This is a genomic window from Bradyrhizobium sp. BEA-2-5 (assembly GCF_032918025.1).
In the GTDB taxonomy this organism is placed as follows: domain Bacteria; phylum Pseudomonadota; class Alphaproteobacteria; order Rhizobiales; family Xanthobacteraceae; genus Bradyrhizobium; species Bradyrhizobium pachyrhizi.
The window spans coordinates 5,883,172-5,909,305 of record NZ_CP136629.1 but is presented as its reverse complement, the minus strand read 5'-3'; the positions used below and the strand labels follow the sequence as shown (position 1 = coordinate 5,909,305).

23 protein-coding genes, 1 tRNA gene and 1 pseudogene are annotated in these 26,134 nt (G+C 64.3%); 21 read left to right on the top strand and 4 right to left on the bottom strand.

Features of this window, described 5'->3' with window-relative positions:
• Window positions 1-458: 458 nt before the first annotated feature.
• The 12 genes and pseudogenes from RX327_RS27980 to RX327_RS27925 all read left to right on the top strand — a co-directional run bounded on the left by RX327_RS27980 (window position 459) and on the right by RX327_RS27925 (window position 9,872).
• Complete coding sequence (locus tag RX327_RS27980) at window positions 459-1,463, top strand: TRAP transporter substrate-binding protein (protein ID WP_317247735.1); 1,005 nt, start codon at window positions 459-461, stop codon at window positions 1,461-1,463.
• A 100-nt stretch (window positions 1,464-1,563) separates the two neighbouring features.
• Window positions 1,564-2,139 (top strand): TRAP transporter small permease, encoded by a 576-nt coding sequence (locus tag RX327_RS27975; protein WP_317247734.1) that lies wholly within the window; start codon window positions 1,564-1,566, stop codon window positions 2,137-2,139.
• Entirely contained in the window at window positions 2,136-3,461 is a 1,326-nt protein-coding gene (locus tag RX327_RS27970) for a TRAP transporter large permease subunit (RefSeq protein ID WP_317247733.1), read from the top strand. The genes RX327_RS27975 and RX327_RS27970 overlap by 4 nt, the downstream gene beginning before the upstream one ends.
• 161 nt (window positions 3,462-3,622) lie before the next feature.
• The gene (locus RX327_RS27965) at window positions 3,623-4,213 is read left to right on the top strand and encodes a Spy/CpxP family protein refolding chaperone (protein ID WP_317247732.1); all 591 of its coding nucleotides are present in this window, start codon (window positions 3,623-3,625) and stop codon (window positions 4,211-4,213) included.
• Between the two features lie 164 nt (window positions 4,214-4,377).
• A tRNA-Lys gene (locus RX327_RS27960) sits at window positions 4,378-4,453 on the top strand.
• A gap of 389 nt (window positions 4,454-4,842) precedes the next feature.
• On the top strand, window positions 4,843-5,256 hold the full coding sequence (locus tag RX327_RS27955; protein ID WP_050383943.1) for a hypothetical protein: 414 nt from the start codon (window positions 4,843-4,845) through the stop codon (window positions 5,254-5,256).
• Between the two features lie 3 nt (window positions 5,257-5,259).
• Window positions 5,260-5,523: pseudogene (locus RX327_RS27950) on the top strand (helix-turn-helix domain-containing protein); the annotation flags it as partial.
• Between the two features lie 216 nt (window positions 5,524-5,739).
• Window positions 5,740-6,990, top strand: a complete 1,251-nt coding sequence (locus RX327_RS27945; protein ID WP_317247731.1) for an acetyl-CoA C-acetyltransferase — start codon at window positions 5,740-5,742, stop codon at window positions 6,988-6,990.
• A gap of 18 nt (window positions 6,991-7,008) precedes the next feature.
• Window positions 7,009-7,791, top strand: coding sequence for an SDR family NAD(P)-dependent oxidoreductase (locus tag RX327_RS27940; protein WP_028336964.1), 783 nt, complete (start codon window positions 7,009-7,011; stop codon window positions 7,789-7,791).
• A gap of 30 nt (window positions 7,792-7,821) precedes the next feature.
• Window positions 7,822-8,589 carry a crotonase/enoyl-CoA hydratase family protein gene (locus RX327_RS27935; protein WP_050383941.1) on the top strand — a complete coding sequence of 256 codons (768 nt, stop codon included), beginning with the start codon at window positions 7,822-7,824 and terminating at the stop codon, window positions 8,587-8,589.
• A 122-nt stretch (window positions 8,590-8,711) separates the two neighbouring features.
• A complete protein-coding gene (locus RX327_RS27930; RefSeq protein ID WP_202814538.1) occupies window positions 8,712-9,389 on the top strand; it encodes an acyl-CoA dehydrogenase family protein in 678 nt (225 codons plus the stop codon).
• A 24-nt stretch (window positions 9,390-9,413) separates the two neighbouring features.
• The gene (locus RX327_RS27925; RefSeq protein WP_202814536.1) at window positions 9,414-9,872 is read left to right on the top strand and encodes an acyl-CoA dehydrogenase family protein; all 459 of its coding nucleotides are present in this window, start codon (window positions 9,414-9,416) and stop codon (window positions 9,870-9,872) included.
• Between the two features lie 37 nt (window positions 9,873-9,909).
• On the opposite strand, the gene RX327_RS27920 is transcribed toward RX327_RS27925, so the two are convergent.
• Complete coding sequence (locus RX327_RS27920; RefSeq protein WP_018272919.1) at window positions 9,910-10,587, bottom strand: GntR family transcriptional regulator; 678 nt, start codon at window positions 10,585-10,587, stop codon at window positions 9,910-9,912.
• Window positions 10,588-10,730: 143 nt separating this feature from the next.
• Between RX327_RS27920 and RX327_RS27915 the strand changes: the two genes are divergently transcribed.
• The 3 genes from RX327_RS27915 to RX327_RS27905 all read left to right on the top strand — a co-directional run bounded on the left by RX327_RS27915 (window position 10,731) and on the right by RX327_RS27905 (window position 16,222).
• A complete protein-coding gene (locus tag RX327_RS27915) occupies window positions 10,731-14,132 on the top strand; it encodes a molybdopterin-dependent oxidoreductase (protein WP_082190522.1) in 3,402 nt (1,133 codons plus the stop codon).
• A gap of 53 nt (window positions 14,133-14,185) precedes the next feature.
• A complete protein-coding gene (locus RX327_RS27910; protein WP_050383974.1) occupies window positions 14,186-15,640 on the top strand; it encodes a short-chain fatty acid transporter in 1,455 nt (484 codons plus the stop codon).
• A 360-nt stretch (window positions 15,641-16,000) separates the two neighbouring features.
• Window positions 16,001-16,222, top strand: coding sequence for a hypothetical protein (locus tag RX327_RS27905; RefSeq protein ID WP_028336959.1), 222 nt, complete (start codon window positions 16,001-16,003; stop codon window positions 16,220-16,222).
• 9 nt (window positions 16,223-16,231) lie between these two features.
• Here RX327_RS27905 and RX327_RS27900 read toward each other — a convergent pair whose 3' ends face one another.
• From RX327_RS27900 to RX327_RS27890, 3 genes are read right to left on the bottom strand one after another with little or no spacing between them, the layout of a single operon-like run.
• On the bottom strand, window positions 16,232-16,957 hold the full coding sequence (locus RX327_RS27900; protein WP_050383939.1) for a formyltransferase family protein: 726 nt from the start codon (window positions 16,955-16,957) through the stop codon (window positions 16,232-16,234).
• Between the two features lie 37 nt (window positions 16,958-16,994).
• Window positions 16,995-18,353 (bottom strand): hypothetical protein, encoded by a 1,359-nt coding sequence (locus RX327_RS27895; RefSeq protein ID WP_317247730.1) that lies wholly within the window; start codon window positions 18,351-18,353, stop codon window positions 16,995-16,997.
• A 58-nt stretch (window positions 18,354-18,411) separates the two neighbouring features.
• The gene (locus RX327_RS27890) at window positions 18,412-20,760 is read right to left on the bottom strand and encodes a hypothetical protein (RefSeq protein WP_317247729.1); all 2,349 of its coding nucleotides are present in this window, start codon (window positions 20,758-20,760) and stop codon (window positions 18,412-18,414) included.
• Here RX327_RS27890 and RX327_RS27885 point away from each other — a divergent pair.
• From RX327_RS27885 to RX327_RS39315, 6 genes are all read left to right on the top strand, one after another.
• Window positions 20,737-21,123 carry a hypothetical protein gene (locus RX327_RS27885; protein WP_317247728.1) on the top strand — a complete coding sequence of 129 codons (387 nt, stop codon included), beginning with the start codon at window positions 20,737-20,739 and terminating at the stop codon, window positions 21,121-21,123. The genes RX327_RS27890 and RX327_RS27885 overlap by 24 nt on opposite strands.
• 305 nt (window positions 21,124-21,428) lie before the next feature.
• Window positions 21,429-22,130, top strand: a complete 702-nt coding sequence (locus tag RX327_RS27880) for an RNA polymerase sigma factor (protein ID WP_317247727.1) — start codon at window positions 21,429-21,431, stop codon at window positions 22,128-22,130.
• A gap of 140 nt (window positions 22,131-22,270) precedes the next feature.
• Window positions 22,271-23,095, top strand: coding sequence for a flagellin (locus tag RX327_RS27875; RefSeq protein ID WP_317247726.1), 825 nt, complete (start codon window positions 22,271-22,273; stop codon window positions 23,093-23,095).
• A gap of 63 nt (window positions 23,096-23,158) precedes the next feature.
• Window positions 23,159-24,856 carry a flagellar filament capping protein FliD gene (fliD, locus tag RX327_RS27870; RefSeq protein WP_317247725.1) on the top strand — a complete coding sequence of 566 codons (1,698 nt, stop codon included), beginning with the start codon at window positions 23,159-23,161 and terminating at the stop codon, window positions 24,854-24,856.
• Complete coding sequence (gene fliS, locus RX327_RS27865; RefSeq protein WP_050383935.1) at window positions 24,856-25,299, top strand: flagellar export chaperone FliS; 444 nt, start codon at window positions 24,856-24,858, stop codon at window positions 25,297-25,299. The genes fliD and fliS overlap by 1 nt, the downstream gene beginning before the upstream one ends.
• Window positions 25,300-25,402: 103 nt before the next feature.
• On the top strand, window positions 25,403-25,909 hold the full coding sequence (locus RX327_RS39315) for a hypothetical protein (RefSeq protein ID WP_410712089.1): 507 nt from the start codon (window positions 25,403-25,405) through the stop codon (window positions 25,907-25,909).
• The last annotated feature ends 225 nt before the right edge of the window (window positions 25,910-26,134 follow it).

Here is a 26,134-nt window from a genome sequence, read left to right as displayed (position 1 = left end):
CCGTCGTCCTGGCGAAGGCCAGGACCCATTACCCCAAATCTCAATCATTGCGCGACGCTGGGGCCCCAATCCCTCTTACAATCACATGCGGTGGTTATGGGTCCTGGCCGTCGCCAGGACGACGATAAGTCCCGCCCGAAAGATCCGCCGCGCCATACGGTTCCTGTTTTCGCAGCGACGACAGCTGGCAAGAAACGCGCAGCATTCGCGCGCGGCGAACCCGCCATTGCCAAACCTCGCATTGACCTCATTACCGTGGCCGGGCACAGCGTGCAGGCGGTGTCATTGAACGGTCGCAAGAGCCGAAGGGAATACCGCCGCATCGGATTTTGCAGTGCAGCAATAGCGCAATTAGCCCCTGCTAAAGGGGCAATGGCAATGCTCGTTGCTTGTCTGTAATGGTGCGCACAGATCTCTCGGGGCCGGTGTTCGTGCTCCGCAATTACGCGGGAGGAAACATGCGTAAACTCATTTTGGCTGCGGCTTCGATCGCAGCCTTGACCTTTGTCGGGCCGGCGTCGGCGCAGTCACCGATCGTTCTCAAGTTCAGCCACGTAGTGGCCACCAACACGCCGAAGGGGCAGGCGGCCGAGAAATTCAAGGAGCTCGCCGAGAAATACACCGACGGCAAGGTCAAGGTCGAAGTCTACCCGAACTCCACGCTCTACAAGGACAAGGAGGAGATCGAGGCGCTGCAGCTCGGCTCGGTGCAGATGCTTGCGCCGTCCAACTCCAAGTTCGGGCCGCTCGGCATTCGCGAGTTCGAGGTGTTCGATCTGCCCTATATCCTGCCCGACCTGAAGACGCTGCGGAAGGTGACGGAAGGCCCGCTCGGCACGAAGCTGCTCAAGCTGCTGGATGCCAAGGGCATCACCGGCCTCGCCTATTGGGACAACGGCTTCAAGCAGATGAGCGCCAACAAGAAGCTGATCACGCCCGCCGACTACAAGGGTCTTAAGTTCCGCATCCAGTCGTCCAAGGTGCTGGAAGCCCAGTTCCGCTCACTCGGCGCGATTCCGCAGGTGATGGCGTTCTCGGAAGTCTACCAGGCACTCCAGACCGGCGTGGTCGACGGCCAGGAGAACACTTGGTCGAACATCTATACCCAGAAGATGCACGAGGTGCAGAAGTACATCACCGAGACCAACCACGGCTACATCGGCTACGTCGTGATCGTGAACAAGAAGTTCTGGGACGATCTGCCGGCCGACATCCGCGACCAGCTTTCCAAGGCGATGAAGGAGGCGACCGCCTTCAGCAACACGCAGTCGCAGAAGGAGAACGAGGACGCGCTGGCCGAGATCAAGAAGAGCGGCAAGAGCGAGATCATCAAGCTCACGCCGGAGCAGGACGAGGCGATGCGCAAGGCGATGGAGCCGGTCTACAAGGACGTGGCCTCACGCGTCGGTCAGCCTCTGATCGACGAGTTTCTCAAAGAAACAGGCCGCGGCCCGATGAACTGAGCGGCGGTCAGAAACCGCAAATGAGATGGAGCCGGCGGCCGGAGCGGCCGCTGGAAGGGGGCACGGCGCGGCGCATCCGCCCGGCCGTGAGGGGAGATTGATGCTGCTGCGTATACTTGACCGGCTCGAAGAGATATTGATCGCGACATTGATGGCGGCGGCGACCTTGCTGATCTTCATCGCCGTCATGCATCGCTACCTGATCGGCATCCCGTTCCTTTATCCGATCCTGTTCCCGATCGACCTGTCCTGGGCACAGGAACTCTGCATCTACATGTTCATCTGGATGGCGAAGTTCGGGGCCGCCTATGGCGTGCGGACCGGCATCCATGTCGGCGTCGACGTCGTGGTCAACCAGCTTAGATCGCCGTGGAAGAACGCAGTCGTCCTGTTCGGTCTGTTCTGCGGCGCGTTCTTCACGGCGGTGATCGGCACCATGGGCGCCAAGTTCGTGTGGGGGCTGATGCACACCGACCAGGTTTCGCCCGATCTCGAGATCCCGAGCTGGATCGTCTATCTCTGCATTCCGCTCGGCTCCTATTTGATGTGCTTCCGCTTTCTGCAAGTCGCGTACGCCTATTTCCGCACCGGCGAGCTGCCGCATCACGACCATGCCCATGTCGAGGGCGTTGAGGTCGATGCGCCAGGTGCTGGCGTCGCGGAGGTGACGCGATGACCAGCCTCATCATCTTCGGTCTCCTGATCTCGCTGATGCTGACGGGCATGCCGATCTCGATCGCGCTGGGTCTGACCGTGCTCAGCTTCATGTTCACGCTGACCGACGTGCGAACGGAATCGGTGGCGCTGAAGCTGTTCACCGGCATCGAGAATTTCGAGATCATGGCGATCCCGTTCTTCATCCTCGCCGGCAACTTCCTGACCCATGGCGGCGTGGCGCGGCGGATGATCAACTTCGCGACCTCCATGGTCGGACACTGGTATGGCGGGCTGGGACTTGCCGGCGTAATGGCCTGCGCGCTGTTTGCCGCGGTGTCGGGATCCTCGCCCGCGACCGTCATCGCGATCGGCTCGATCATGATGCCGGCGATGGTGAAGCAGGGATTTCCCAAGCGCTTCGGCGCCGGCGTGATTACCACGTCGGGCGCGCTCGGCATCTTGATTCCACCGTCGATCGTGATGGTGATCTATTGCGTCGCCACCGGCGGCAGTATCGCGCTCGATCCCGCCGGCCATCGGGTGTCGTCGGCGTCGGTTGGACAGATGTTCATCGCCGGCGTGATACCCGGCCTGATGCTGGCGACGCTGCTCGGGTTCACCACGTTCTACCGCGCCTGGCGCAACGACTATCCGCGGCTGCCGAAGGCGAGCTGGGCGGAGCGGGTCACTGCTTTCCGCAAATGCATGTGGGGATTGCTGCTGATCCTGATCGTGCTCGGCGGCATCTATACCGGCATGTTCACGCCGACCGAGGCGGCTGCGGTCAGCGCAGTCTATGCGTTCGTCATTGCCGTGTTCGTCTACCGCGACATGTCGCTGAAGGACGTGCCGAAGGTGCTGCTCGGCTCGGCCAACATGAGTGCGATGCTGCTCTACATCATCACCAACGCGGTGCTGTTCTCGTTCCTGATGACCTACGAGAATATCCCGCAGCAGATCGCGACCTGGATCACCTCGGTCGGTGTCGACTGGATCGTCTTCCTGCTGATCGTCAACCTGCTGCTGCTGATAGCGGGTAACGTGATGGAGCCGTCCTCCATCATCCTGATCATGGCGCCGATCCTGTTTCCGGTCGCGATCAAGCTCGGAATCGATCCGATTCATTTCGGCATCCTGATGACGGTCAACATGGAGGTCGGGCTGTGCCATCCGCCCGTCGGCCTCAACCTCTACGTCGCCTCCGGCATCGCCAAGATGGGGATCACCGAGCTGACGGTCGCGGTGTGGCCGTGGCTCCTGACCATGCTGATCTTCCTCGGCGTCGTCACCTACGTGCCGGAGATCTCGCTGTGGCTGCCGCGCTTGCTCGGAATGATCTAGCGCAAACAACAGGCATCCAAGGCGCGACCTCGCGCTTGGATGTTTCTGCGGTGCAATGAAAGCGGATTACATCTTGGTAACAGAGCTCTCTCTGTCCAATCCGTAAGTTGAAGGCGCGGGCGGGCGGCATCATCTTCGAGCAACCTTCAAAGGAGGTTCGTATGAAGAAAGTTCTGCTCGCCGGCATCGCGGCGCTCACGATTGCCGGTTCGACCGCGGTCTATGCCCAGCATCGTCCCTGGTTCCACCGCCACATGCGCATGAACCCCGAGGACCGCGCCGCCTTCGTCGATGCGCGGATCGCCGCCGTCCATGCCGGGCTGAAGCTCAACGCCGATCAGGAGAAGCTGTGGCCGCCGGTCGAGACCGCAGTGCGGGAATTCGCCAAGCTGCGCATCGATCGCGCCAATGCGCGGATGGCCGCCGAGAAGACCGATGCGGACAAGTCGCAGAAGCCGGATGATCCGGTCGCCCGCCTGCGCGAGCGGGCCGGCAACATGGCGGCGACCGCGACGTCGCTGAAGAAGATCGCCGATGCCGCCGATCCGCTCTACAAGACCCTGGACGACAACCAGAAGCGGCGGCTGAGCATGCTGACCCATATGGAAGGGCGCGGCTTCGGCGCCGAAGGCTGGCGCCGCCACCGCCTCGAGCGCGGCATGGATCGCTGGGAGCGCGGCGGCCGCGGCTTCGATCACGACCGTTTCGACCGCGACGACGGCCCTGATCAGGAGCGCTCCGGCCGGCTCTGAGCGCCGTCCGCCGGCACCTTCGCCAAGCCTATGAAAGGCCGCCGGATTCCGGCGGCCTTTCGGTTGTCAGAAAGTCGGGAAAACTTGCTTGAGCTTGCTGGACATCGGGGAATCGCTTTGCTAAACGACCGCTCTCTTGCGAGGGTCATTTCCGGACAAGTTCCGGGCGCATAGCTCAGTTGGTAGAGCAGCTGACTCTTAATCAGCGGGTCCCAGGTTCGAGCCCTGGTGCGCCCACCAATCTTTCATAGCTTAGGTTCGCCCTCGTAACGGTCATCCCGGCCAGCGGTCGCGTCTGTTCCGACAACCGCTATTGCCTGCTTCCTCACGCCGCTCCCTGATCCCTGCTCTCATGCTAGCGCGTGCGCTTCGCACCGGCTGGCGAATTGTCGGGGCATGTCCGCTATCTCGCGCGGAATTTCGATCGCCGCTCGGCCGCGGTCTGAATTTGACGAAGTTCACCACGACGGATCCGCGATCACTGCGCTGACAGGCGTTGGGGTGAAGGTGCGGGCTGAGCGCGGGGCGCCCTGCGGCGAGGGCGGTTGACAGGGGAGAGCGCCCACTTTAATCACCTGACTAATTAATCAATTAATTAAAGCCCAAAACCTAGGGAAAGAATCCGCCTGATGCTGGCCGGCCAGAGACATCCGAAGCTGCTTGCCCCGCGCGGCCGCGGCTTCACTTGGCTGGAAAACCAGGTGTTCGTGCATTCCGTGCGCAGCGGTCTCGAACAGGCTGAGCATGACCTTGCCGAGCCCGCCGCGCGCTTCGCCGAGCGCAACGTCGGTGTGATCACCGCGGGCAGACCGAACGCCGGAGCGACCGGCCATCGCGTCAGACCGTCGATCCCGGAACAAGCTGTGCAGCACCGCTGCAATCGCCCACGCGGTGCGCGCCGCGGACCCCTGCCGCCAAATCCCGCACATCAGTTCGGGCGCGCGAGCGATGCGCGCCTGGCCGTGATGTCGCGGATCGGCGTCTGCCGTCCGAAGCAGAGTGGGCTTCGTTCATCCGTATGGAAAATGAGGAGTGAGGCGTAAACGATGGGACGTCGATCTGAGGTACTGATGGCGCAAGAGACCGCCGGCACGGACAACCGGCGCGTGATCCAGGTGGTGTCGCGCGCATTCGACATCGTGCGTTGCTTCGAAGGTCGAAGCATACGCCTGGGAAATCGCGAAATCGCCGATCGCTGTGGTCTTCCGCGATCGACGGTCTCGCGTCTCACGCTGACCCTCACCCAGATCGGCCAGCTGATCTATCTGCCGCAAGAGCAGAAATATGCTCTCGGTCCCCACGCCGCCGCGCCCGGCGCGCCGTTGTTTGCGCAGGGTTGCGACAAGCCTGTCTGCGCCGACGAGCAGCAACTCCGGCAGGTGCCGCGCTTCGGGTACTTCGAAGATCAGCGCAACTCAATTGCCGAGCCGCTTGCAGTGACGCCACACCGTTGACGCCTCGCGGAAACGGTTGGGACTATCGGTACGAGCGCAAGCTAACGAAACATCCGAAGCAAAGGGAAACGCATGTCTGAAGCATACATTATTGACGCTGTTCGCACGCCGCGCGGCATCGGCAAGCCGGGCAAGGGGGCGCTGTCGCACCTGCATCCGCAGCATCTGGCCGCGACGGTGCTCGGCGCGCTCAAGGAGCGCAACAAGCTCGATACGTCGACCGTCGACGACATCATCTGGTCGACATCGACTCAGGAAGGCAAGCAGGGCGGCGATCTCGGACGCATGTCGGCGCTCGCGGCGGGCTACGATATCAACGCCAGCGGCACGACGCTGGATCGTTTCTGCGGCGGCGGCATCACGTCGGTGAACCTCGCGGCAGCGTCCGTGATGTCGGGGATGGAAGATTGCGTCATCGCCGGCGGCACCGAGATGATGAGCTATCAACAGACCCTCGCAGCCGAGCGCTCCAAGGCCGGGCAGCCGGCGCGGATGATGGGGTCGGGCAATCCGGCGCTCGACGAGATTCATCCGCAGTCGCACCAGGGCGTGTGCGGCGACGCCATCGCCACGCGCGAGGGAATCAGCCGCGAGGCCTGCGATGCCCTGGCGCTGACGAGCCAGCAGCGCGCCAAGCGGGCCATCGATGAAGGCCGCTTTGCCAAGTCTGTGATCCCCGTCCTCAACGACGACGGCAGCGTTGCCCTCAATCGCGAAGAATTCCCGCGCCCCGAGACCACGGCCGAAGGACTGGCTTCGCTGAAGCCGAGCTTCGAGCAGCTTGCCGATTTCGATCTCGGCAACGGCGTGACCTTCAAGAAACAGATCCAGCGCCGCTATCCGGACCTCGAGTGGAAGGGCGTGCATCATGCCGGCAACAGCTCGGGCGTGGTGGACGGCGCCGCCGCGGTGCTGATCACGTCGAAGGCATATGCCGAGAAGCACGGCCTCAAGCCGCGCGGCCGCATCGTAGCTTATGCCAATCAGGGTGACGATCCGACCTTGATGCTCAACGCGCCGGTTCCGGCGGCCAAGAAGGTTTTGGCCAAGGCCGGCCTGGCCAAGGACGACATCGACGTCTGGGAGATCAACGAGGCCTTTGCGGTGGTGGCGGAGAAATATATCCGCGACCTCCAGCTCGACCGCGCCAAGGTCAACGTCAATGGCGGCTCGATCGCGCTCGGCCATCCCATCGGCGCCACCGGCTCGATCCTGATCGGCACCGTGCTCGACGAGCTCGAGCGGCGCGACCTCAAGCGTGGTCTCGTCACCATGTGCGCCGCCGGCGGCATGGCGCCCGCCATCATCATCGAGCGCGTCTGATCGCGAAAGGATATTGCCATGAAACTCGATTCATCGGTCGCTGCCGTCGTCACCGGCGGCGCTTCCGGCCTGGGTGCTGCCACCTCGCGCGCGCTGGCTGCGCAAGGCGTGAAAGTCGCGATCTTCGACTTCAACGAAGAGAAAGGTGAGGCCATCGCCAAGGAAATCGGCGGTGTGTTCTGCAAGGTCGATGTCACCTCGGACGAGCAGGTCGATGCGGGCTTCGCCAAGGCCCGCGCTGCGCATGGCCAGGAGCGCATCCTGGTGAACTGCGCCGGCACCGGCAACGCGGTGAAGACCGCCGGCCGCGACAAGAAGACCGGCGAGCCCACCCACTTCCCGATCGACGCCTTCAACCGCATCATCCAGATCAACCTCGTCGGCACCTTCCGTTGCATCGCCAAGTCGGCGCAGGGCATGCTGTCGCTGGCTCCGCTGGAGCACGGCGAGCGCGGTGCGGTCGTCAACACAGCGTCGGTCGCGGCCGAGGATGGCCAGATGGGGCAGGCGGCTTATTCTGCCTCGAAGGCCGGCGTGGTCGGCATGACCCTGCCGATCGCGCGCGACCTGATGGCCGAAGGCATCCGCGTTAACACCATCCTGCCGGGCATCTTCAACACCCCGCTGCTGCAGGGCGCCCCGGAGAACGTCAAGGCCGCGCTCAGCGCGTCGGTGCCGTTCCCGAAGCGTCTCGGCATGCCCGAGGAATATGCGCATTTGGCGCTGACCATGATCACCAATGGCTACTTCAACGGTGAAGACGTCCGTCTCGACGGCGCCATCCGCATGGCCCCGCGCTAGGCAATTGCGCACGGCAACAGGAGACCAACGATGTCCGAAGAAACCCCGGTCCTCACTGAAGTCCGCGGACCGATACTGATCATCACCCTGAACCGGCCGGAAGCGAAGAACGCGGCCAACCTCGCCCTCTCCAAGGGTGTGGCCGCGGCGATCGACCGGCTTGACGCCGACGATTCCCTGAGCGTCGGCATCATCACCGGCGCCGGCGGCACATTCTGCTCGGGCATGGACCTCAAGGGGTTCCTGAAAGGCGAGCGGCCGTCGATCCCCGGCCGCGGCTTCGCCGGCCTTAGCGAGGCGCCACCGAAGAAGCCGCTGATCGCGGCCGTCGACGGCTACGCGCTCGCCGGCGGGATGGAGATCGCGCTGTCGTGCGACATGATCGTCGCCAACCGCAACGCCAAGTTCGGCATCCCCGAGGTGAAGCGCGGGCTGGCGGCCGCGGCCGGCGGGCTGATCCGCATGCCGCGCCAGATGCCGTTCCGTGTGGCGATGGAGTTCGCATTGACGGGCGAGTTCTTCGGCGCCGAACGCGCCTATCAACTCGGCATCATCAATCGCGTGACCGATGGCCCGGCGCTCGACGCCGCGCTTGAGCTCGCGGCAGCGATCGGTGCCAACGGCCCGCTCGCCGTCAAGGCATCCAAGCAGGTGATCGTCGAATCACGGCTCTGGCCGGAAGATGAGATGTGGAAGAGGCAGCAGGAGATCGTCGGTCCTGTCTTCGTATCCGAGGATGCCCGCGAGGGCGCGGCTGCCTTTGCGGAAAAACGCGCGCCGAATTGGAAGGGCAAGTAGGGCATCGCCTGTTTCGATGACGGAGCGTCGGTTTTGATTGCAGCAGAACCGGCGCTCTAAACTTTTTACCGATGCTTCGCCGCGCGCCGGCGGGGTTCCATGAGAGCGCTATTGGGTGATTGATGCGCAGCTTTACCGAAGACCAGGTCATTTTCCGCGACTCCTACCGCAAGTTCCTCGCCAGCGAGATCACGCCTCACATGGAGGAGTGGCGGGAAGCCGGCATCGTCGACCGCAGCGCGTTCAAGAAGGCCGGTGACCTCGGCTTCCTGATGATCTGGCCCGAGGAAAAATACGGCGGAATGGGCGACGAGGATTTCCGCTATGAGCAGATCATCATCGAGGAGACCGCGCGCTCGGGCTGCAAGGGCTGGTTCAACACGCTGCACAGCCGCTTGGTCGGTTCTTACTTCAAACGCTTCGGCACCGAGGAGCAGCGCGACCGGTTCCTGCCCAAATGCGTCAGCGGCGAGACCATCCTGGCCATCGCGATGACCGAGCCCGGCGCGGGCTCGGACCTCGCCGGCATGCGGACGACGGCGGAAGACAAGGGCGATCATTTCCTGCTCAATGGCTCGAAGACCTATATTTCCAACGGCATCAATTCCGACGTGGTGATCGTCGCGGCCAAGCTCGCGGGCGCCGAGAAGAAGCATGCCATGGTGCTCCTGATCGTCGAGCGCGGCATGGAAGGTTTTGAGCGCGGCCGCAATCTCAAGAAGATGGGCATGCCGGCGCAGGACACTGCCGAACTCTTCTTCAACAATGTGAAGGTGCCCAAGGCCAATGTGCTGGGATAACCCGGCAGGGGCTTTTACTATCTCATGGAAGGCCTTGCCGAGGAGCGGCTGATCTCCGCGGTCGGATCGATCGCCAATGGCCGCAAGGCGTTCGACATCACGCGCACTTACGTGATGGACCGCAAATTGTTCGGCCGGCCGCTCGCCGAACAGCAGAACACCCAGTTCCGCATGGCGGAGATGGATGCCGAAATTGATCTCGTGCAGGTCTATGTCGATCACTGCGTGGCCGAGCACAATGCCGGACGCCTGACCAGCAACATGGGCGTCAAGGCCAAGATGATGTCGTCGGAGGTCGAGTGGAAGATGCTCGATCTTGGCGTCCAGTTGCGCGGCGGCGCAGGTTACATGGATGAATATCCGATCAGCCGCATGTTTACCGACGCGCGCGTCAATCGAATACTGGCAGGAAGCTCCGAGGTGATGCGGCTGATCATCGGCCGCGATGTCTTCTCGGAGCACTACAAGAGCATTCTGGACTAGCCGGTCATCACGACCGGCTATCTGCCTCCGCTCCGCATCAGCCGCGGGCCTGCCGCAGGGGCTCGCGCGCATGCTCTTTCGAGCGCAGCAATGCATCGACGAAGATCGGCTCCCAGGAGCGGATGTGCGTGCGGAGCAGGGCGGTCAGCGCCTCGGTCTCGCCGGCGAGCGCGAGCTCGATCAACCGGTAATGTTCGGGCACTGACGCTTGCTGCCGCTCGTGGCCCGCGCGGGAGCTGATGCCGTAGAGCCGCATCTTGTCGCGCAGGCCCATCACCGTGTCGGTCAGCAGGTCATTGCCGGCGGCCGCGATGAACTCGCGATGATAGTTGCGGTCGGCTTCCAGATAGAGCTGGACGTCGTCGGTCTCGACGGCCTTGGCGATCTGGTCGGCCCAGCCGCGCACGACTGCCAGATCCTTTGGCGGATTGGCGGCGACCAGCACGGCGGCGTGCAGCTCGAGCACTTCGCGCATGTCGAACAGGTTGCGCAACTCGGTCAGCGTCGGCTCGACCACCTTGAAGCCGCGGTTGCGCATCGGCTCGACCAGGCCGCCGCGGCTGAGCTCGAGCAGCGCCTCGCGCACTGGCGTCGAGGAGACGCCGAGGCTCGCCGCGAGACTCGGCACCGAATACATCGTGCCCGGAAGGCTTTGCCCGGAAATGATCTCGGCCCGCACCCGCTGCAGCACCTGTTCTCGCAAATTCTGGTCCATGGGTGGTCGTGGCCGCCTCTCGTTGGGAACTCCGATTCGTCCCTGATTATTACTTAGCCTTGACGCGGCTGGTAGCGTATGACGTAAATGTGTAACGCATTACAAAAATGCGTCACATTGGGCGATCGGAAAGTGAGACGGCGGTGAAACAGCGGCTACCCGGCTATTGCACGCTTTGTCGCTCGCGCTGCGGTGCCGTCACCGTGGTCGAGGACGGGCGTCTTGTCGGTGTAGAGGTATTGAATAACCACCCGACCGGCGGCGCGCTTTGCGCTAAGGGCAGAGCGGCGCCGGAAATCGTCGCCAGCCCGCGCCGGCTGACCGTTCCGCTCAAGCGGACCCGGCCGCGCGGTGCCGCCGATCCGGGTTGGATCGAGGTGTCGTGGGACGAGGCGTTGACCGAGATCGCCGCTCGGCTCGGTACGATCCGCGCCGAGAGCGGCGCCGAAGCGGTGGCGTTCGGCGTCACCACGCCGAGCGGCACGCCGATGGTCGACAGTTTCGAGTGGGTCGAGCGCTTCATCCGCGGCTTCGGCAGCCCGAACCTGATCTATGCGGTCGAGATCTGCGGCTGGCACAAGGACTATGCGCACGCGCTGACCTTCGGCCGCGGCATCGGCTTTCCCGATTACGACAATGCGGATGCGATTATCCTGTGGGGCCACAATCCGGCGCGCACCTGGCTCGCGCAGGCAACGCGGATCGCCGATGCGCGGCGTCGCGGCGCCAAGGTCGTGGTGGTCGATCCCAAGCCGAACGGCTCGGGGCAGCAGGCCGATCTGTGGCTGCGCATTCGCCCGGGCGCCGATGGCGCGCTCGCGATGGGGGCGATCCGTCACCTCATCGTAACCGGCAGCTTCGATGCGGATTTCGTCAGCGCGTGGACCAATGGATCGCTGCTGGTCGATCGTGCCACGGGACGCTTCCTGCGCGCCGACGCGTTGTGGCCGGATGGCGCGCCGGAGGCTTTCGTTCGTCTCGATGCGTCGGGCGCGCCCGTGCCTTGCGACACGCGTTACGCGCCGGAGAGCTGTGGCCAGCTGCGTGGCGCGCTGCAGGTCCGCACACGCGACGGCGGGCTGATAGTGGCGGCTACCGCGTTCGAACTGCTCGTCGAGCGAGCCGCGCCTTACACGCCGTCGCGCGTCGCGGAGCTGACTTGGCTTCCTGTCGAGGACGTCGACGCGTTCAACACGCTGCTCGCTCGCCGGCCGCGGCTCGCCTATCATTCCTGGACCGGCGTCGGCCAGCACACCAACGCGACCGCGATCGAGCGCACGATCGCAACCTTGTATGCGCTGACCGGCGCTTGCGATCGGCTCGGTGGCAATCGCTGGCCGGTGCCGCCGCCGACCCGTGCCCTCAACGACTACAACATCCTGTCGCCGGAGCAGCAGGCAAAGGCGCTGGGCATTGCTGAGCTGCCGCTCGGCCCGCCGGCCAAGGGCTGGATCACGGCGCGCGATTTCAGCCGCGCCGTGCTCGACGGCGAGCCCTACCGGGTGCGCGCGCTGGTCGCCTTCGGCACCAACTTCGTCGTCTCGCAGGGCCACTCCGAGCGCAACCGCGCCGCGCTGAACGCGCTGGAATTCCAGGTTCATATCGACATGTTCATGAACCCGACCGCGGAGAGCGCCGATTTCGTGCTGCCGGCCAGCACGCCGTGGGAGCGCGATGCGCTCAAGATCGGATTCGAGATCACGCAGGAAGCTGTCGAGACGGTGCAGTTTCGCCCGCGCATGGTCGAGCCGGTCGGTGAGGTGAAGGCCGATTACGAGATCGCCGCCGCGCTCGCGCTCAAGCTCGGGATGGACGACTTGTTCTTCGGCGGCGACATCACGGCCGGCTGGAACTACCAGCTGGCGCCGCTCGGCATCGGTGTCGAGGATCTGCGCGACTATCCGGAAGGCCGCCGCTTCCCGCAGATCTTCCGCGACGAAAAATACGCCGCGGCGCGCGAGGACCGAACGGTTGCCGGATTCGCGACGCCGACGCGCCGCGTCGAGCTTTATTCCGAGCTGATGCTGGGACACGGGTATGATCCCTTGCCCGACCACGTCGAGCCGGTCGGCAGCCCGCTCACGGTAGCGCCGGACGCACGCTTTCCGCTCGCGCTTTCCACCGCCAAGAGCGGCTGGTTCGTTCACTCCTCTTATCGGCACGTCGCCTCGTTGCGGCGCAAGTCGCCCGATCCGGCCGTCGAGATCAGTCTGCAGCTCGCCGCGCGGCGCGGCCTTGCGGAAGGCGACTGGGCCGTGGTGGAGACGCATGGCGGTGCCGTACGCCTGAAGGTGCGCCTCAATGCGGCGCTCGACGATCGGGTCGTCGTCGCCGAATTCGGCTGGTGGGAAGACTGTCCGCCGCTCGGCCGCGAGCGTTCCGCGACGGCAGGCATCCACACTCGCAACATCAATGCCGTGCTGCATGACGATGCGCGCGATCCGGTCAGCGGCTCCGTCCCGCTGCGCGCGATCGTCTGCGACATCAGGCGCGACGGCGTTGCCAGTCGCGGCCTGTGGAGCGGTCAGCGGCGGTTCACGGTCGGCGCGCGTCGCACCGAGGCAGCTAACGTCATCGCGCTCAACCTGCTGCCGCTTGACGGCGGTCCGCTGCCCGACTTCCTGCCGGGCCAGCACGTGATGGTCTCGCTGCCCGGCGCAACGGAGGCGCGGGCCTATTCGCTGACCGGATCGGGTGATCTGCCGCATGCACTGTCGATTGCGGTGAAGGGACGCTTCTTCAATGAGGCACCGAGCGGCGACGCGCCGTTCTTCATGCCGGATCGTCTGCATCGCCTGGCCCTCGGCGACGAGGTCATGCTGGAGCCGCCGGGCGGCATCTTCACGCCGCCATTGAAGGGGCCGCGGCCGCTGATCTTCCTCGCCGCCGGCATCGGCATCACGCCGTTCATCAGCCATCTTGAAACACTGCAACGGATCGCCCCACAAGATCGCGTTGGCGAAATCCTGCTGCTCCACGGCTGCCGCAGCAGCGCGGAGCATCCGTTTGCCGAGCGGCTTGGGGAGTTGGAAGCCGGCATTCCGGGGCTGAAGCGTGTGACGTTCTATTCCGCGCCGTTCGCGCAGGACCCGATTGACTCGCATTCGTTGCGCAAGGGAAGGGTTGATCTCGGACAGGTCAAACCGCTGTTGGCGCGCCGGCCGCTGGTCTACATCTGCGGCTCGCCGGACTTCGTCGCGGCGCAGATCGAGGCTGCGGTGGCGCTCGGTATGCCGCGCTTCGACATTTTTGCCGAGAGCTTCGTGTCGCCGCCGTCGGTGCCGAGCGATCTTGCGCCGCGGACCGTCCGGCTTGCGGGCAGCAGGCAGAGTTTTTCCTGGCGGCCGGAGCAGGGGACGCTGCTTGATGCGGCCGGTGCGGCGGGCGTCGCGCTGCCGAGCGGCTGCCGTGTCGGGCAATGCGAAAGCTGCGCGGTTCAGGTCGTCGACGGCGAGTTCACCCATCTCGGCCCTGTCGATGGCAGCGAGGGACAGTGCCTCGCTTGCCAGGCCGTGCCGCTGACCGATCTCACGCTCGCGCTTTGATGACCAAACACAATTGAAGGCAGTAACCGCGTTACCGGAAGGGGATCAGATTGATGACGAATGCAACGCACGATCAAGCCGTGAGCTTACGAAAACCTGTCGCGGACAACATCATCGCGCGGTTTTCGCAAGCCCTGGTGGCGTTTGCGGAGCGCTGGTTTCCGGATGCCTACGTCTTCGTCCTGATCGCGGTGATTGCGGTCGCAATCGGCGCGATCCTGCATGGCGGTTCGCCGCTTGCAGTCAGCCGCGCCTTTGGTGACGGGTTCTGGAACCTGATTCCCTTCACGATGCAGATGGCGCTGGTCGCGATCGGCGGCTATGTCGTGGCGATGTCGCCGCCGGTGGCGGCCGTGCTGGCGCGGCTCGCCAGCGTGCCGAAGACCGGGCGCGGCGCCGTGGTTTTTGTCGGCGTGCTCAGCATCTTCCTGTCGCTGCTGAACTGGGGCCTGAGCCTGATCTTCTCGGGTCTTCTGGTGCGGGAGATCGCACGGCGAACCGACATCAGGCTCGACTACCGGGCGGCCGGCGCCGCAGGCTATCTCGGGCTCGGCTGCGGCTTCACGCTCGGTATCACCTCCTCGGCCGCGCAGCTGCAGGCCAATGCCGGCAGCATTCCGGCATCCCTCCTGCCGATCACCGGCGTGATCGGTTTCTCGGAAACCATCCTGACCTGGCAGAATATGGTCACCGTCGTGATGGTGACCGTGGTCTCTGCTGCGATCTGCTATTTCACGACGCCTGCGCCCGAGAAGGCCAGGACGGCGGAAGACCTCGGCGTTGCGCTCGGCGATGATCGCATCGAGGCCAGGAAGCCGGCGCGTCCGGGCGACTGGCTGGAGTTCAGCCCGCTGTTGACGATCCTGATCGCGCTCCTTGCCGCCGGCTGGTTGTGGCAGACGTTCCAGTCGGGCAATCCGTTGATCACGCTGTCGGGCCTCAACACCTATAATTTCGTCTTCCTCATCCTCGGCATCGTGCTGCACTGGCGTCCGCGCAGCCTCGTCGAGTCGTTCTCAAAGGCGATGCCGAGTGTCTCCGGCGTGCTGTTGCAGTTTCCGTTCTACGCCGGCATTGCGCAGATTCTGACCAAGGTCCCAAACGGCAGCGGCACCACGCTGTCGGACACGATCGCACACTGGTTCGTCGGTGCCTCCAGCAATTCCACCGTGTTCTCGTTCTTGGTCGGAATCTATTCGGCGCTACTCGGCTTCTTCGTGCCGTCGGCCGGCGGAAAGTGGATCATCGAGGCGCCCTACATCATGAAGGCGGCCAACGACATCGGCGCGCATCTCGGTTGGACGGTGATGGTCTACAACATCGCCGAGACGCTGCCGAACTTCATCAACCCGTTCTGGATGTTGCCGCTGCTCGGCATCCTCGGCCTGAAGTCGAAGGATCTGATCGGCTACACCTCGGTGCAGTTCTTCATCCATTTCCCGATCGTGATGCTGCTGGCCGCGATCCTGATGGCGACCTTCGCCTATCACCCGCCGATCCTGCCCTGAGCGACCATGGCCGGGCATCGGGATGCACGGTGCCCGGCCAATTCAGCGCTCCACGACCGTCACCACCAAAACTGTGCTGTTTTCTCGCTGGCCGCGAATGAGGCGTCGCGCCGGGCTCTTATCTTTGGTCAGCCATTTCATTGACCGCCGCGCGGTTCGGCCGGATATTGATGCGCGATATCCGTGTTGTCCAAGGTCACCGCAATGAGACACGACCACTGCAGCTTGATGTGCGACATGCGAAGCCGCATGCAGCATCGCTGCGTCTCGGCGGCGACCGGCGTCTGTTGTTGATCGCTTCAGTAAATCAAAGCACCCGACAATCAGATAGGAGCGCCGTAGTCCGGCGATCGAACACGCATGTCCCAAGCCCAAACCTCTCAAGCCTATGTCATCGAAGTATCGGATCGCACTGCCGGTATCGTCGTCAGCGACAACCGCGGCTTCTGCTTCTTCTCCTCTGACCGCGCCTTTGACGGCCTCGACGGTGGCTATTTCGGCTCCGCGCGCGCCGCGGAGCGCGCGGTGAGGGCGCACTTGCAGCGGCACCGCGAGGTCCGGGGCCGTGCGACGCGCGGTTGAGGCCGTTGCTCAGGAGGCCGCGGCGAGCGGCGGCGAGACCACCTGTGGCGCCTCGGGCGGCTGCGTGGCAGTCGTCGAGAGCTGGAAGCGGATGCCGTGCAACGAGCAGGTCAGCGGGATGCCGCGGAAATCGTCATGGAAGGCGCGGATCCGGCGCGCCAGTTCGCCGGCGCTGATGCCGGCGGGAAGCTCGCACATCTCGCGGTACATCTGTCGGGTGCTCTTGATTCCGCACCAGGCGATCTCCAATTCCGCCAGCGGCGTGGGATCGCAGGCGAGATCGCGCGACATCCGCCAGAACAGATGGGCAAGCCGCACATAGGCGATCTGTTCGAGCCCGCGCACGCTGATCTTGTCGGGAATGATGAAGGACTCGACCCCGACGATCGGGCCGGAATCGACGCGCGCGGCCATCACATGGGCCGTCGCGCCGAAGGTGCGGGCACCGTCATAGAGCGCGAAATGCGCCGGGGCCCAGCCGGGATATTGCGGCGGGCCGGGGTGGAAATTGTAGGCGCCATGGCCGAGCGTCGCCAGAATGTGCTCCGGCACGATGACGCTGGTGGTGAAGGCCAGCAGCCGGGCCTCGCGCAAGACCTCCGGCTCGATCGCCGCGAGCTCCTCGGCGGTCACCGCGCAGCGGAAGGACAGCGCCGGATTGTGCGCCTTCAACAGTTCGGTGAGCGCGAACTGCTGATTGGCGACGCCGGTAAGAAGGATGATTGTCTTCATGATGTCGATGTCCTTCCCTGGCTCTGTCTTCCCGGCGTCATCAGCCGTGCTGCCCGGCCATCACGACGACGCTGCCGGCATCGCGGGATTGGCCCACGGTGCGGAACAGGTCGGCCGGCAGCGTCTGCCACGGCGCGATCTCGATGATGCGGTTGTTCGCGCTTTTCGCGGCCGATTTCGCCGCGCGGATATCGTCCTGCCAGGGGCAGAGTGCGAGCTCGAGCCGGCCGAACCCGCCGCAATCGGCTGCGAACGCGCCGGTGACCGCCTCGATGCTGGCAGCCATTTCGCGTGCGTCGCTGGTCGCGATATCGCGCATGATCACGGTGATCGCATCATGCGAGGCCGCCTGCGACCGGATCACGATCATGGCGTCACGGCCGCTGCTGCGGCTGGCGCGCCGCGCGGCCCGCATCGCGACGCCGAATTCGGCGTCCGGTCCAAGATCGCTGCTGTCGGTGGGCAGGTTGTGAACGACTGTGGTGTGGCGGGGCGTGCCGGCGTCTTCGGCCGGAGCGTGGTAGGAGCGTGGCAGCCAGACGGTGTCGAGGGGCGCTTGCGAGGACGTCAGGCTCCAGGCCTGGTCGAGCAGATAGCCTTCCCAGATCGCAGGATAGGCGCTCGCGATGTGATGCCAGTTGCGCAGCACCGCTTCGGCGGCGGGCGAACGGCCGAGATAGAGGGTGCGCGCCGACATTTCCCACCGGTTCCATTTGTGGAGCGCGATGTCGCAATCAAGGTATGACGGCAGCACTGGCGGCTCGCTGAGGACTGCGTCGGCCTCGATGAAGAGCAGCGGCTCGCGATGCTGTTGCCACATCCGCAGCATGAAGCCGGATTTCTCGGCTGCGCGCATCTGCGCGCCGTCTGCGGTGTCGATCGGTGCGATATCGCAGGCGATCCGGAATTCGGCCAACTTGTCGCGGAGGGCGCGGGCATGATCGTCGCCGCAAGCGTGAGGGTAGCAGGAGACCACGCGCAGCGATGCCCCGGACCTCGAGCCTTGCTCGGGCGCGATCGGGCGCCAATTGAGGCCGCCCCACCACATCTCATGCGGGCCATCGAAGCTCGGCCCGATCGTTCCGAAGTCGGTCAGCTTGGATTTCAGGAAGTCGAAGGCGGGATTCTCGCCGAAGGGGACGACGACCGCGCAGTCGGCGCGAAGCGACCGGTAAAGCATCTCGGCGGCGGGGCCGCTCGGCGGCTCGACGAGAATGATGACGCCATGGCCCCTCGCGGGCACCGAGCCGGCCTGATGGACGACCGCGGGTCCGAGCCGCTCCGACAGCCATGCGAGCCGCCGGCGCTGCGCCGCGCTCATCCGGATGCCGTTCGCCGCCAGCAATTGGTCGAAGTTCGTCTGCAAGCCGTTCGCTTGCGCCGTGTCAGCCGAAATCATGCCCGCACTTCCCCTCGTTAACCTTCTACGTGCGGGGCGGCCAGATCAGGCGGACAAATCAGCTGTCGTTGCTCGTTGCCGACATCCCTTTGGCGTTGCGCCAGGTCAGCGTGGCCGAGGGGGCGCCGTTGCCGTCGCGGTCCGCGACCGCAAGGATGCGGTCATGGTCGAAGGCTGTCAGCGCGACCGTGTAGATGGCGACGTCGTCTTCGAAGCCGTCGACAGGGATGAGCAGCATGCCGTCGTCACTGCTAGCGCGGAAGTGACGGCCGCGCCGTTCGAGGCCGGCGTCGATGAGCCGTCCCTCGGCGATCGCTGTCACGTTCGAACCCTCGGCGGCTTTCGCGGCGCTCTCGCCGTATTGGACCGTGATGCCGTGGAGCATCCCGTCGCGGGTGAGCTTGGCCAGCGGCAGTGCGATGGTCGCGATTGCCATCCGGCGCGACAGCGGGATCCGCAGGCGAAGGTCGCCGAGCCCGGTATGATAGACGCTGATCGCCTCCAGCGACGCCCGGCCGTTTCGATCGAACAGACCGACCTGCAGCGTCCCGCACAGCGCTTCGCCGAACACATTCGCGGGCAGGCGGTTGGCGCCGAACAGCGTGTAGAGATAGGAGTGAGACGCCGATAGGCGCGCAAAGCAGCCCGCGAGCCACATCGGCGGTGCCGGAGCCGTGCAGGCGGTCATGAGGCCGCGGGCGATGATGCTATGATTGACGAAGTCGGCATCGAGCAATGGCGCCAGCGCCTGGGTGCCGAGATTGACGTCATGCTTGATGCCGCCGAGCAGCGCGAGCTCATCATCGTCCGGCAACAGCAGGAGGCGTCCGAGCACGGCGGCCGTCCAGCGCGCCGCGACCGCGAGGTCGGCATCGGGCTGCAATCCGTAGCGTGGTGCCAGCTCGCGGGCGCGCGAAACATAGGCCAGCGTCCCGGATTGCACCTCGGTCGCCAGCGCCAGCTGGGCGGCCGGGCGCTGATCGCCCTCGCGCAACACGTCGCCGTCGCGATAATCCCGCGCCGATCCTTCCGTAGAACAGCACAGCTGCTCCAGCAAAGCGACGTTGCGGATCAGCATGCGCTTGACGTGCGGCGTGACGACGCGATCCGAGATCAGGCCCTCCGCGGTGTCGTCATCGGCGATGTCGTCGAAGGCATCGTCAAGCGTCAGCAGATAGGCGCCGTGCAGGCGGATGCGGATGCCCTCGCGATCGAAAATTCGCCGCAGCGATTTCTGCACGCTTGCGGAATAGCCGAGGTCGGCCAGGATCAGATCGGTGCAGCCGTCGAAATCCCGGATATGCGCGCGAAGATAGGTCAGCAAACGGCCACGGACGCCGGCAGCGATATCGGTGATTTCGCGCGGCTCCATCAAATCGGGCAGGGCGTCGGCGAGTTCGCGGCCGCTCGCAATGCCGTCGGGAGACTGCGCGAAGAACTTCATCACGGCGGGCGGCCGCACCTTGACGATGTCGACAAAGGTCGCCGCGTCGATCCTGACGACCCGGCGTAGCAGTTCACACAGTGGTTCGAGCGTATCGGCGGACCCGACCAGGCTGACGCGACGATTGATCTCGATATAGGCGCCGGTCTCGCCGTGGTTTGCCTGCCAGACCCGATACGGCAGCAGGCCGTCGCGGCCGAGGAATCCGACCGCAACGCGCGCGCCCTCGCGAGCAAGCGCGGTGCGCCGCGCGGCAATGAATGCATCGAACGCCGCCATCACGGGGCCGAGCACGGTCACGCCGAGATCGAAAACGGGAGAATGCTCCTCGCTCTTCGCCGTCACCGCACGCCGCAGCGTGCGGGCGCCGCAATCGAGCCGCGACAGCTGATTGGGGCACAGCAATTCGAAGATCGATGTCTCGCGTTGAAACTTGGAGGCCAATGCCGCGCCGGCCTGCGGGTAGTAGCGCGGACGGATGCCGTGACGGCGCGCGCCCTTGATATCGGCGGCGTGGTTGTCGCCGACATGGAACGAGCTTGCCGCATCGATGCCTTGCTCGGCGAGATAGGCCTTAAACAACGCCTCGCTCTTGCTGCTGCCGTGATCGCAGGACGCATAGAGGAAATCCCAGCTCAGCCCGGGACTGCAGCAACGCAGCAGCTGCGCGAGCTGGTCGGTGCTCCAGTAGGTGTCGGAAATGAAGCCGACGCGAAAGCCGCCGCGCTTCATGTCCAGATATTGCTCGAGCATTTCGGGATTGGCGCGGCACAGTTCGAGTTCGGTCTCGAACTCGAGCTGTGCAAGATCCTGCAACGTATCGCGGCTCAGGCCGAACAGCCTGAACGGAAAGTAGTTGTAGATGTCGGCGATGCGCACTTCAGTTGAGCCGCACCGCTCCTGCGATACTTTGCGCGCCCGCGCTTCCGCCTGGATTCGATGCTGAACGAAACTGGCGGACATGTTCGGAAATTTTCCAGCAATGCAGGAACGCTGAAAAGCCCTTTCAAACACGCCATCTGGCGTCGTGCAGGCGCGAAGCAGAAATGTATCGAAAACATCGAACGACCAAGCAGAAACAATTTGCGCGCGGCGCGTCGCGTCGACCGTCATGATCGTCATGCGCAAAATTCCCGCCAGTCCTCAAGCGTTGAACGCGCGCGTGAGACAAATCAGGCGCGACAGTTCAAAAAAGTTGACGCGGGATTCGAAAACGCGCGCTTCGCGACTGACAGATTCAAAAAATCCGATAACGTCGAAACAGTGATTCGGAAAAAATTGCCTAGTCGCAATCGTCGAATGCAAGATGGCGACCAACGGCGATGAATCACTCGCATGCTCCGCGCATGCAGGTGTTCGCGTGGCGTTAGTTGGTGTGACAACAGCGTTTTCCGACGCGACGATCTCTTCCGCGGAAATGCGAGGCGATGCTGAACGACTGCTCCAAACTCCGTCGAACTTTTCCCTGCGCCTCCGCGCAGCGGCAGCTTTTGCCGGGCGGTCGGCAAAAAACATCCAGCTAAGCATTTGAAAAATAACGAAAAAAGTTCGCCTGGTTTGCGGGCCCCCTCCGTTCAACGCTCAGAAGCCGCATGGAATGTGTGCCAGCGGCGTTGGTTGGAGAGCGGCGGATGAGTTACGCGCTTGATATGAGGGCACCGGCCGAAGTGGAGGCCACGCCAGCCGCGGTTGCGCCGGCCGAAGCGGCTGCTCCCTGGAGCAACGTCCCCACCGTTGCCGATGCGGGCCCGCTCGACACCGTGGAGATCCACGACGAAGACAAGGAGTTGCTCGACCGCCTCGCCGCCGGCGACGAGACGGCGTTTCGTGCTCTGGTCGAACGTCACGTCGATCGCGCCTACGCGATCGCGCTGCGCATCGTCGGCAACGCCGCCGATGCCGAAGACGTCGTGCAGGACACGATGCTGAAGGTGTGGACGCATCGCGGACGATGGCAGCACGGCCGCGCCAAATTCTCGACCTGGCTCTACCGTGTCATCTCCAACCGCTGCATCGATCTGCGTCGCAAGCCGCGCACCGAGAACGTCGAGGCCGTGCCGGAAGTCGCCGACACCCAGCTCGATGCCTCCGCCGTGATCGAGCGCAACGAGATCGGCAATCTGCTGGAACTCGCGATGCAGCGCCTGCCCGAGCAGCAGCGCGTCGCGGTGATCCTGTCCTACCACGAAAACATGAGCAACGGCGAGATTGCCCAGGTGATGGATACAACCGTCGCCGCCGTCGAGTCGCTGCTCAAGCGCGGCCGCCAGCAGCTGCGCGAGATGCTGAAGCGGCACGAGCGCGACCTGCGCGGCGCGTTTACTGACTGCTAACCATAAATTCCGGCTTCTGAAGATTTTGCGCCTGACCACCGGCGGCCGACCCGTTTGATCGGGCGGACGGGGGCTGGATCCGCGTCACCTCTCTTCTTCACGATGCGGCATGCCATGCCCCATCAGCACAGGAGCTACTCATGCCGGCAATCTCCACCAACACCGCCGCGAACTCCGCGGTCCGCTACCTCAACATCAACTCGCAGCAGGAAACCAGCGCGCTGTCGAAGCTGTCGAGTGGATCGCGCATCACCTCGGCATCCGACGACGCCGCGGGCCTTGCGATCTCCACGCGCATCTCCTCGGACGTCACCACGCTGCAGCAGGCTGCGACCAACGCCTCGCAGGCGACCGCGATTCTCCAGACCGCCGACGGCGGCGCGTCGAACATCTCGGACATTCTCGCCCGTATGAAGTCGCTGGCGTCCGAATCCGCGTCGGGCACCGTGACCGACTCCAGTCGCGCCTATATCCAATCGGAATTCTCGCAACTCAACTCCGAAATCGACTCGATCGCGACCGGCACCCGGTATTCCGGCCAGAGCTTGCTCGATGGATCCAGCGTGTTCTCCTCTGGCGTCTCGGTGCTGGTCGGTTCGACCTCGGCCGACACCATCACGATCACGCTGACGAGCCTCACGGCCTCTTCGCTGTCCGTGACGTCGCTCGACGTGTCCAGCCTGTCGAGCGCCACCAGCGCGATGACGGCTCTCGACACCGCGATCGACAAGGTTTCGTCCGCACGCGCCGAGATCGGTGCTCAGGAATCCCGCTTCAACTTCAGCGCTGACTCGATCTCGACCCAGACCCAAAATCTGCAATCGGCCAACTCGGCGATCAAAGACGTTGATATCGCCTCCGAGCAGGCGACGCTGTCCTCGGCCGAAGTGAAGACCCAGGCCGCGGTCTCGGCTGAAACCGCGGCGAACCAGATGCCGCAGTACCTGCTGAAGCTGCTCGGCTAATTCGAAAGACCGATCGGGCCGGCATGATGCCGGCCCGATTCCTATTGCGGCGGAAGTGTCGACATGACGGTTAGTAGCGCCACCTCGAGCACATCAAGCACGACGTCGACCAGTTCTGCCAGCACGGTGACAACGACCGGCACGACCAATTCGACCAGCATCGATTGGGATGCCCTGATCGAGGCCGAGGTCAACGCCAAACTCGCAGCGGCGACCTCGATCACCACGACGATCACCGCGAACCAGGCCAAGATCACGGCCTATCAATCGCTGCAGACCGAGCTGTCGACGCTGGCGACCGGGTTGTCGTCGCTCAGCACCTCGATCATCAATTCGATCGCCACCAACGCGTTCGCCACCCGCGCAGCGACGATCTCGTCCACAGGTGACGTCAGCGCCTCGTCGGCGCTCAACATGAGCGTCAACAGCGGCTCGGCGACCGGCGATCACACGCTCCAGATCACCCAGCTCGCGACCGCGCAGAAGGTGATCGGCTCCTCGCAGTCGAGCAGCTCGACGGCGCTGGGCCTCTCCGGCACTTTCTCGCTCGGCCTGTCCGGCGGCACCAGCACGGCGATCTCGATCACCAGCGGCATGTCCATGCAGGATATCGTCGACACCATCAACGCCCAGACCTCGACCACCAACGTACAGGCTTCCATTGTGCAGGTCTCCAGCACGTCCTTCCAGATGGTGCTGACAGGCACGGAGGATGCCGCCGACATCACTTATTCGAGCACGTCCGGCGACGATATCCTGAACAAGCTCGGCGTGACCGACACGTCCGGAGCGTTCACCGACGTGCTGCAGAAGTCGCAGTCCGCGGAATTCACCCTCGACGGCATCGCGCTCAAGCGCAACACCAACGACATTTCCGACGTCCTGTCCGGCGTCACGTTCGACCTGCTGCAACCGACGCCGAGCGGCACTAGCCTGAACATCAGTATCGAGACCGACACCAGCCAGATCCAATCGGCCCTGGAGACCTTCGTCACGAACTACAATGCGTTTCGCGACGAGGTCATCGCCCAGTCGGCGCAGAATTCCGACGGCACAGCCGCATCGAGCGCGGTGCTGTTCGGCGACAGCACGATGCGCGATATCATGACCCAGCTGCAGCAGGTGCTCAGCGGCGCGGTCGGCGGCATGACGATGGCCGATCTCGGCCTGTCCTTCAACGAGAAGAACGAACTGGAGCTCGACACCAGCACGCTGTCGACGGTGCTGACGCAAAATCTCGCCGGCGTCACCCAGCTGCTGTCGGCGCAGACTACCACTTCGTCCAGCCAGCTCAGCGTGGTCAACACCGGCACATCGCCGCAATCCTTCACGCTCGACCTCACGGTGGACTCCACCGGTATGCTGACCGGAGCCTCGGTCGGCGGCGACAGCTCCGGCTTTTCGGTGGTCGGCAACACCATCATCGGCAATTCAGGCACGATCTACGCCGGCATGGCATTCACCTATACGGGCTCGACCTCGCAGTCGATCACGGTGACATCGTCGTCGGGTTTGGCGACGCAGCTCTACCAGCTCGCGCACACCAGTTCCGGCACCAGCGGTCAACTCCAGACCATGATCACCAACTTGCAGTCGCGCGACACCGACCTACAGTCCCAGGTCAGCGACATTCAGAGCAATGCGGCGACGTTCAAGGCTCAGCTGCAGGTTCAATACGCCAATTACCAGGCGGCCATCGAAAGCGCGAACAACACGCTGGGCTACCTGAAAGCACTCCTAGACGCATCATCGAGTAACTAATGACCCAGAACGCGACCGCCTACCAGGCCAACAACGCCTATCGATCCGCCGCGGTGGCGGTGCCGCCGCTGAAGGCGGTGGTGATGCTGTGCGACGGCGCGATCACGCTGTTGCAGAAGGCGCTGGACGCGCACGAGGCGAAGCGCTTCGAGGAAGGGCACAACTATCTGACGCGGGCGACCGCGATCCTGCGCGGGCTGAGCCACAATCTCGACTTCACCCGCGGCGGCGCGATGGCCGATCGTCTCTACCGCACCTATAACGCCCTGATCATGGCGTGCCTGCGATCCTACGGCCGGCCGCAGGCCAGGGAGAATTTTCGGCGCATCATCGCGAGCCTGGCGGAACTGCGCGACGCCTGGAAGTTCGTCGAGGCGACCGCCGGCAAGGCCGCCAAGGCCAGGGCACTCGACAAGACGCTCGAATCAGCCGCCGGCCGCTGAGCCCGGAGAGGCCAGCGAATCACCCGGCGAGGGCGGTTGGCCGGCGCAACAAGGGGCCTGGGCGGGCGCCCTGGTTGGGGAAAATAGCCGCCCGGCGAGCACCATGCTGGACCTGATGCGACAGCGGCGGAAATTGATTTCCGCCGTCCCGCGAATGCTTTATGACTGCCTTGGCGACGAGGCTGGATCTGCGCGCGCGATGGACGTTGCGACATTCGAAGACCTGATCGACCGGCTGGGGGAGGATCTGTCCCGCTGGCCCGACGATCAACGTCTTGGCGCCGCCCAGCTCCTGGCATCCTCGGCCGAGGCGCGGACGCTCTTTGAGGAGGCGAGCGCGGTACGCCGCGCGCTCGCGGCGCCGCCGGTTCGCGCACCCAAGGGTCTTGCCGACCGCATCGTGACCGCGGCGGCGAACTTGCGCCAGAAGCCCGCTTCGGGGCCTGCCTCGGCTGACGATCAGCCGGACGATGCCCAAGCACCGGACCAATCCGCACAGCAAGGCAAGGTGCTGCCTGCGCTGCTGCTGGCCCTCTGCCTGTTGCCCGCATTGACGCCGCCGGCATTGATGCTCGGTGAGGCGTATCTGCCGATCAGCCTTTCGCTCTAAAACGCTCCGCATTGCCGTTGCAGCTCCCCGCGGGCTTTCGCGGCGAGATGCTTGCGCACGCCTGCGAGCCATGAACCCGCCACGGACACGGCAATTTCTGCCGATTCATCAAGTGATTCCGGGTGGATGAATCCGCGCCTGAAATCGGCGCGTCATCCGTTTTATCTGCGAACGACATCACGACCCCAATGTTCCACCGCGTTCCGTCGCGCATTCCGCGGCGAA